This is a genomic window from Streptomyces sp. NPDC048290 (genome assembly GCF_040652095.1).
In the GTDB taxonomy this organism is placed as follows: domain Bacteria; phylum Actinomycetota; class Actinomycetes; order Streptomycetales; family Streptomycetaceae; genus Streptomyces.
In genome coordinates this window covers 450,373-456,372 of record NZ_JBEZLM010000004.1, presented here as the reverse complement: position 1 = coordinate 456,372, position 6,000 = coordinate 450,373, and the positions used below count along the sequence as shown (strand labels likewise).

Genomic DNA, 6,000 nt, shown 5'->3' with positions numbered 1-6,000 from the left:
GCGGCTTCCGCGTCCGCCGGTGTCTGAGCGGCCTCGGCGGCCCTTGCGGCTTCCGCGTCCGCCGGTGTCTGAGCGGCCTCGGCGGCCCTTGCGGCTTCCGCGTCCGCCGGTGTCTGAGCGGCCTCGGCGGCCCTTGCGGCTTCGGCGTCCGCCGGTGTCTGAGCGGCCTCGGCGGCTCTTGCGGAACTGGCAGCGGCAGCCGGCGGCTGGGTATCTCCGGTTGCGCTGGCGACGTGTGGTGCCTGTACGCCCTTCGGTGCCGGAGCGCTCCCGGTAGCCGCCGCAGCCCCGGTACCCCCGGCGGTCTCCTCAGCCCCGGCACCCGCCGACGCCGGGGCAGCACCGTCGGCAACCCCCGTAGCCCCCGCAGCCGCGGCCAGTTTTTCCGCGGTCTTGTGGGCCGTCGTCAGTTCCTTGGGGTCCTCGGCGGCGGGGTCGAGGGCCGGTGGGGCGGGGACGGTCCACATCCACTCGCGGAGTTTGTCGCGCTCGTGGGTGAGTTCGCGGATGTCGGTCTCGGCGTACTCGAACTCCGGGGACCAGAACAGGGCGTCGAACGGGCAGACCTCGATGCAGATACCGCAGTACATGCACAGGGAGAAGTCGATGGCGAAGCGGTCGAGGACGTTGCGGCTGCGTTCCCGGCCGCCGGGGGCCGTCGCCGGGAGGGTCTCCTTGTGGGAGTCGATGTAGATGCACCAGTCCGGGCACTCGCGGGCGCAGAGCATACAGACCGTGCAGTTCTCCTCGAACAGCCCGATCACACCCCGGGTACGGGGCGGGAGGTCGGGCTGGACGTCCGGGTACTGCTCGGTGACGGTCTTCCGCGTCAGCGTGCGCAGGGTGACGGCCAGGCCCTTGGCGAGGCCGCTGCCGGGGAAACGGAGCCGGGAGGGCGGGGAGGACTCGGGCTCGGGCATGGCTACTGGATCACCACCTTGACGACGCCGGTCAGGGCGATCTGGGCGAGGGAGAGGGGGACGAGGAGGGTCCAGGAGAACTTCTGGAGCTGGTCCTCACGCATCCGGGGATAGGTGACACGCAGCCAGATCACGATGAAGGCGAGGACGGCCGTCTTCAGCAGGGTCCACACCCAGCCGAGCCCGTCCTCGCCCCAGGGGCCGTGCCAGCCGCCCAGGAAGAGGACGGTGGTCAGTCCGCACAGGACGACGATCCCGGCGTACTCGGCCAGCAGGAAGAGCGCGAACCGCAAGCCCGTGTACTCGGTGTACGCGCCGAAGATGATCTCGGAGTCGGCCACCGGCATGTCGAACGGCGGGCGTTGCAGTTCGGCAAGGCCCGCCACGAAGAAGACGATCGCGCCGACGATCTGCCAGGGCAGCCACCACCACTCGAACGCGTCCAGGATGCCGGGCAGCGAGACCGTGCCGGCCGCCATGGCGACGGAGGCGGCGGCGAGCAGCATGGGGAGTTCGTAGGCGAGGAGCTGGGCGGCGGTGCGCAGGCCGCCGAGGAGGGAGAACTTGTTGGCGGAGGCCCAGCCGGCCATCAGCGAGCCGAGCACGCCGACGCCCATCACCGCGAGGACGAAGAAGACGCCCGCGTCGATCACCTGGCCGACCGCGCCCTCTCCGGGGCCGATCGGGATCGCGAGCAGCACCAGGAGATAGGGGAGAAGAGCTACGGCCGGGGCCAGCTGGAAGATACGGCGGTCGGCGCCGTTCGGGACGACGTCCTCCTTCTGCGCGAACTTCACCCCGTCGGCGACGAGTTGGGCCCAGCCGTGGAAGCCGCCCGCGTACATGGGTCCCAGGCGGCCCTGCATATGGGCCATCACCTTGTGCTCGGTCTGGCCGACGAGCAGGGGGAGGACGAGGAACGCGACAAAGACGATCAGGAGGCGCAGGGCGACATCCAGCACGTCGTTCACTGACGGCCTCCTTCCGGATCTTCGGGGTCTTCGCGGTCTTCGCGGTCTTCGGGGACTCCGGGGACTCCGGGGACTCCGGGGACTCCGGGGACTCCGGGGACTCCGGGATGTTCCGTGCGGTCGGGGGGCTCGGATGGGGCAGAGGGGGCGGAAGGAGCGGCAGAGGGAGTAGACGGGTCGCGGTGCTCGGCGCCGCCGCCGCTCTTGTCGCCGCCCCCCGTATCCCCGTCTCCGCTGTCGCCACCCCGGGCGTCGTCCCCAGGCCGTTCCTCGAACGCCGGGCGCGCGTGATGCCACGGTGCGTCCGCGCTGCGCGGCGGCGTCGCCGGGCGAGGCGTGTCCGGAGCCTGCTCCGACCCCGACCCCGATCCCGGCCCGAACTCCGACCCCGACCCCGACCCCTCCCCCGGCCCCGACTCCGACCCCGATCCCCCCGCCCCCGGCGGAGCCGCCCGCGGAGCCGCCCGCGGAGCCGCCCGCTGGGAGGCCGAGCCCCCGGACGCGCTCCGGGACCGGCGTGGAGTCGCCGAAGGCCCCGGCGCGGAAGCCGGCGTCCCCGCGGCGGCCGTCTGGCTGGCGGAGCCCTCCGACGCCGTACGGGTCCGCCGTACGGGTCGCTCCCCGGCCGCGCGTCCGGCGCGGCCCGCCGGGCGGGTCGGGGCCGGGGGCAGCTGGCCCTTCAGGGGGCCCCATTCGTTGGGGTCGGGCACGCCCGGGGGCAGCATCTGGCGGCGCTTGGGCCCGCCGTGCTCCGACTCGCCCGGCTCCTTCGCACCGGGCCACGCCTTGGCGACGCGGGCGGCGAGGACGAAGTCCTTGCGCAGGGGGTGGCCCTCGAAGGTGTCGGGCAGGAGCAGGTGGTCGAGGCCGGGGTGGTCGGTGAAGTCCACGCCGAACATCTCGTGGGTCTCGCGCTCGTGCCAGGCGGCGCCCGCGTACACGTCGACGGCGCTGGGGAGAGTGGGGGCCTCGTACGGGACGGTGGTGCGCAGGAGCAGCCGGCGTACCGGGGCGAGGGCGACGACGTGGGCGGCGACGCGGAAGCCGGTGCCGGGCTCGTCGACGGCGCTGAGCCAGTCGAAGTAGTGGCAGCCGAGCCGGTCGCGGGCGGTGCGCAGGGCGTCGGTCCAGGTGTCGGCGGGGACGTCGACGGTGAGCAGGTCGTAGGACTCCTCGGCCGTGGCCTGCGGGCCGAACAGTTCCTCGGCGCCCGCGGGCAGCCAGCCGACGGTGGTCATCGGGTCTCCCCCTCGGCGGCCGGTGGCCGGACCAGGTCGCTCTGGAGGGCGGCGGCGGAGGGACGGCCGCCGCCGGTCGTGGCGGCGTACCGCTCGCCCAGCGACTCGCGGGCGATCTTCTCCTGGAGTTTGAGGATGCCCTGGAGCAGCGCCTCGGGGCGGGGCGGGCAGCCGGGGACATAGACGTCGACGGGGATGATCTGGTCGACGCCCTTGGTGACGGAGTAGGAGTCCCAGTACGGGCCGCCGCAGTTGGAGCAGGCGCCGAAGGAGATGACGTACTTCGGCTCGGGCATCTGCTCGTACAGGCGTTTGATGGCGGGCGCCATCTTGTCGGTGACCGTGCCGGAGACGACCATCAGGTCGGCCTGGCGGGGGCCCGGCGCGAAGGGGATGACACCGAGCCGGATGAAGTCGTGCCGGGCCATGGACGCGGCGATGAACTCGATGGCGCAGCAGGCCAGCCCGAAGTTGAAGACCCAGAGCGAGTAGCGGCGGCCCCAGTTGAGGACGACCTTCATGGGCTCGGGCGCGAGCCGGGCGAGGGTACCGAGACGCCGGGGCTCGGGAAGCGGGACCACGCCAGCACCGGCACCGGCACCAGCACCAGAACCGGCACCCGGAACCGCATCCGCACCGGCCCCCGGAACCGCCGCGGAGTCCTTCTCGTTCGGGGTCACGTCCATGCCAGGACCCCCTTCTTGTAGGCGTAGAGCAGTCCCACGGCGAGGAAGCCGAGGAAGATGAACATCTCGACCAGCGTGGTCGCCCCGTAGCCGGGGTCGGCGAAGACGGTCGCCCAGGGGAACAGGAAGATCGAGTCGACCGCGAAGATGACGTACAGGAACGCGTAGACGTAGTAGCGGACCTGGGTGTGGGCCCAGCCCTCGCCGACCGGGTCGACCCCGCACTCGTACGTCAGCAGCTTCTCGGGGGTCGGTACGACCGGGCGCAGCAGCCGTCCCGCGCCGAAGGCGACGGCGACGAAGAGCACGCCGATCACGGCCAGCAGTCCGACGACCGAGTAGGTCTGGAAGTAGTCCGCCGCGACAACCCCGGTCGCTCCGACGGTCGGTTCGACGGTCGGTTGTCTCACGTCCGCCCCTCGCTCCCTGGCCGCCCCGGCCGTAGCCCGGTCCCGGCCTGTTGTACGAACACCGTGTACGTCACCGTTCGACGATCTGCACGCACGGGAGTCTAGGCCCTGCTAAAGGCGCGGTAAGCAGCCTGTAGGGGGTCGGGGCGCACGGCGCCAGCCGGGGGTGGGGTTTTCCTCAGCCGAAGCGTGCGGTCCACCTCATGGCGCCGCGCCCGCCCGCCAGGCACGCTGGCTGTCATGAGTGAACGCATCCCGTCCACGGGCGGCACGACCAGCGGGGAGACGACCGTGGGTGGCGGCGGCGACAGCGACCGGCTGCCCCCGCCCCGGCTGGGCTACGACCGGCACACCTGGAAGGAGATCGCGTATCTCCTGCTCAACCTGCCGATGTCCCTGATCGGGTTCGTCTACACGATCACCGTGCTGGCCACCGGCGCCCTGCTGACCGTGACCGTGGTCGGTCTGCCGCTGCTCGCCCTCGGGCTGATGGGCGCGCGCCGGCTCGGCCGGCTGGAGCGGGCGCGGGCCAGGGCGCTGCTGGGTGTGCGGGTGGAGGAGCCGAGCCGGCTGCCGTGGCGCGGGCGGCGCGAGGGCGGCTTCCTGACCCAGATGTGGATGATGCTCAAGGACCCGGTGGGCTGGCGGACGTTCCTGTACGACGTCATCCGGCTGCCGTGGGGCGTGCTCACCTTCACCGTGACGCTGGTGTCGCTGTTCGTGCTGTGGCCGGTGCTGCCGTTCATCGCGCGGGGTCTGTCCCAGGTGGACCGGGCGATGGTGCGCGGGCTGCTGTCGCCGTCGGACGAGCTGGAGCGGCGGATCGCGGAGCTGGAGTCGGACCGCGGGATCGTGGTGGACACGGCGGCGGCCGACCTGCGCCGCATCGAACGGGATCTGCACGACGGGGCGCAGGCCCGGCTGGTGAACCTGGCGATGGGCCTGGGGCTGGCGAAGGAGAAGCTGCTGGAGGACCCGGACTCGGCGGCGGAGATGGTCTCGGAGGCGCACGGCGAGGTGAAACTCGCCCTCCAGGAGCTGCGGGACCTGGCCCGGGGCATCCACCCGGCGGTGCTCACCGACCGCGGTCTGGACGCCGCGCTGTCCTCGGTCGCCTCCCGGTGCACGGTCCCGGTGAAGGTGACGGTCGATCTGCCGGCCCGTCCCGCCGAGGCCATCGAGGGCATCGCCTACTTCACGGTCTCCGAGCTGCTCCAGAACGTCAGCAAGCACAGCGCGGCCCGCTCGGCGGGCGTCGAGGTGTGGCGTTCCGGGGAGCGGCTGCTGATCCAGGTCAGCGACGACGGCCGGGGCGGGGCGAGCCTGGACGGCGGTACGGGGATGCGGGGGCTGGCGGAGCGGCTGGGCGCGGTGGACGGCCTGTTCGTCGTCGACTCCCCGCAGGGCGGACCCACGACGATCACGGCGGAGCTGCCGTGGCGGGAACGCACGAGCTGACGGCGGGACGGACGGGCCGGGGACCGGCGTAGGTACGGCCCGGAAGGGCGAGGGACCGGCGTAGGCACGGCCCGGAAGGGCGAGGGACCGGCGTAGGTACGGCCCGGAGCGGCCAGGGAGCGGCGTGAACACGGCCCGCAATACGGTCGGCAATCCCGCCAGACGGCCACCGATACGGCCAAACGGTCGGCCATACGGTCGGCGATACGGCCCGGAAGACGTCCTGGAAGACGGCCCGGAGGACCAGGCCCCCGCCGACGCACCAGGTAGGGAAAACCCCCCTCCCAAGAGGCCGACCCGCTCCATGGTTCCCCCGC

General features: G+C 72.5%; 5 protein-coding genes and 1 pseudogene. 1 reads left to right on the top strand and 5 read right to left on the bottom strand.

The window, feature by feature from the left end:
* Nucleotides 1–368 precede the first annotated feature (368 nt).
* The 5 genes and pseudogenes from AB0D49_RS09385 to AB0D49_RS09365 all read right to left on the bottom strand — a co-directional run.
* A pseudogene (locus tag AB0D49_RS09385) lies at nt 369–920 on the bottom strand (NADH-quinone oxidoreductase subunit I); the annotation flags it as partial.
* 2 nt (nt 921–922) lie between these two features.
* A complete protein-coding gene (locus tag AB0D49_RS09380) occupies nt 923–1,891 on the bottom strand; it encodes a complex I subunit 1 family protein (RefSeq protein WP_362753358.1) in 969 nt (322 codons plus the stop codon).
* Nucleotides 1,888–3,129, bottom strand: a complete 1,242-nt coding sequence (locus AB0D49_RS09375) for an NADH-quinone oxidoreductase subunit C (RefSeq protein WP_362753355.1) — start codon at nt 3,127–3,129, stop codon at nt 1,888–1,890. The genes AB0D49_RS09380 and AB0D49_RS09375 overlap by 4 nt, the downstream gene beginning before the upstream one ends.
* Nucleotides 3,126–3,815 (bottom strand): NADH-quinone oxidoreductase subunit B family protein, encoded by a 690-nt coding sequence (locus tag AB0D49_RS09370; protein ID WP_362753352.1) that lies wholly within the window; start codon nt 3,813–3,815, stop codon nt 3,126–3,128. The genes AB0D49_RS09375 and AB0D49_RS09370 overlap by 4 nt, the downstream gene beginning before the upstream one ends.
* Complete coding sequence (locus AB0D49_RS09365) at nt 3,806–4,225, bottom strand: NADH-quinone oxidoreductase subunit A (protein WP_362753349.1); 420 nt, start codon at nt 4,223–4,225, stop codon at nt 3,806–3,808. Before AB0D49_RS09365 ends, AB0D49_RS09370 begins: the two co-directional genes overlap by 10 nt.
* A 240-nt stretch (nt 4,226–4,465) precedes the next feature.
* On the opposite strand from AB0D49_RS09365, the gene AB0D49_RS09360 reads away from it, so the two are divergent.
* The gene (locus AB0D49_RS09360) at nt 4,466–5,683 is read left to right on the top strand and encodes a sensor domain-containing protein (protein ID WP_362753346.1); all 1,218 of its coding nucleotides are present in this window, start codon (nt 4,466–4,468) and stop codon (nt 5,681–5,683) included.
* The last annotated feature ends 317 nt before the right edge of the window (nt 5,684–6,000 follow it).

Excerpts from the sequence above, each read along its gene's own strand:
- AB0D49_RS09375 (WP_362753355.1), bottom strand. The coding sequence starts at position 3,129 with ATGACCACCGTCGGCTGGCTGCCCGCGGGCGCCGAGGAACTGTTCGGC.
- AB0D49_RS09370 (WP_362753352.1), bottom strand. The coding sequence starts at position 3,815 with ATGGACGTGACCCCGAACGAGAAGGACTCCGCGGCGGTTCCGGGGGCC.
- AB0D49_RS09360 (WP_362753346.1), top strand. The coding sequence starts at position 4,466 with ATGAGTGAACGCATCCCGTCCACGGGCGGCACGACCAGCGGGGAGACG.